Here is a 1232-nt window from a genome sequence, read left to right as displayed (position 1 = left end):
TCAACCTTTAAATACTTTTGCTCTAATTCATTTATTTTTTCTACTTTTTCAATGTTTAATATACTATCTTTTAAATGTGTAAAGGCTTTATAACTTGCAAAGGCTTTATCTAATTTTCCGACACCTTCATAAATTTCTGACGCTTCAGAATATAGCATCATGGTTGCTGCTGTTTTTTTTCCACTATTATAATATAAAGACGTATCCATCCAAACATTTGCTTCTTCTAACTCACCTAAATCCAAATGGTTCCACGCTTTAGACAAATAAAGTCCCGCTAAATTTTTGTAACCTTTTATTCCCTTTCCATAGTAAATTGCAGAATCAGAATATACAAGTGCTTTTTTTAAGTTGCCGTTATGGTAGGCATTAGCTTCACGTACTCTATAATATTTGGTAATCTCATCAAATCTTTGATATTTAAAAGCTCCTTTCTTTGCTTTATTAATAAATAACAATACAGAATCTAGCAGTGTAGTTCGCTCTGTCATGGTATATTTATTCTCATACTCATAAGCCAACCAACTATAATAATGTGTATATAACTCTGGATTTAAATCTAAGATTAACCGTTCGGCTCTTTTAATGTATATCCAGTTTTTTTCATCTTCATTTAATCTTGTAAAAAGATATACAAGCATTTGTATTGCTTTAATTTCTTTTTCTTTATCCTTCAGTCGTTCTGCTTCTGCTAAAGCTTTAAAAGAGAAATCTGACAATTTCTCTAAATCATTTATTGCTCGGTAATAACGTGCTTTATTATATATAAGTTTGAACAAAAAATCATTATTACAGTTTATGTTATTTAATAAAGTCTCTTGTTTTTGCAGTAAGCTATGAGCTTTATTTGATTGTCGCTGATTATTAAAATATTGAAAATCAAGACTTAAAGCTTCATAATTACAGGCTTCAGAAGTAGAAGATTTAAGCTTATTAATTTGCTTAAATCTTTGTATGGAATCTTTTCTATTTTGAAAGCCTATTTCATTTTTATCTAAAATTTCGTTACAAATACAATTGTTTTGACTAACAGATTTTAGATGTATTAAACAGAAGATAATTACAAAACCCCATTTATAACGAAATAGACTAGTCATCAAATAATTAATCGGTTCTGTAATACAAAAAGTCATCTGGTTATTATAGTTAAACTACAACCTAAAAATATGAATTATTTTATCCAATAATATCTAATCGATGCGCTTAATAATAACATGTCTTTAAAATTATAT

Annotated in this window: 1 protein-coding gene; it reads right to left on the bottom strand. The window is 27.5% G+C overall.

Translation table 11 applies throughout. The annotated features are described in order from the left end of the window. On the bottom strand, positions 1-1097 hold a 1097-nt coding region (locus QZZ53_RS14425; RefSeq protein ID WP_296385956.1), incomplete at its 3' end, for a hypothetical protein. Positions 1098-1232 lie beyond the last annotated feature (135 nt).

Origin of the sequence: Winogradskyella sp. (assembly GCF_016744625.1) — a bacterium.
Classification (GTDB): domain Bacteria; phylum Bacteroidota; class Bacteroidia; order Flavobacteriales; family Flavobacteriaceae; genus Winogradskyella.
This window is presented reverse-complemented; position numbering and strand designations above follow the sequence as displayed.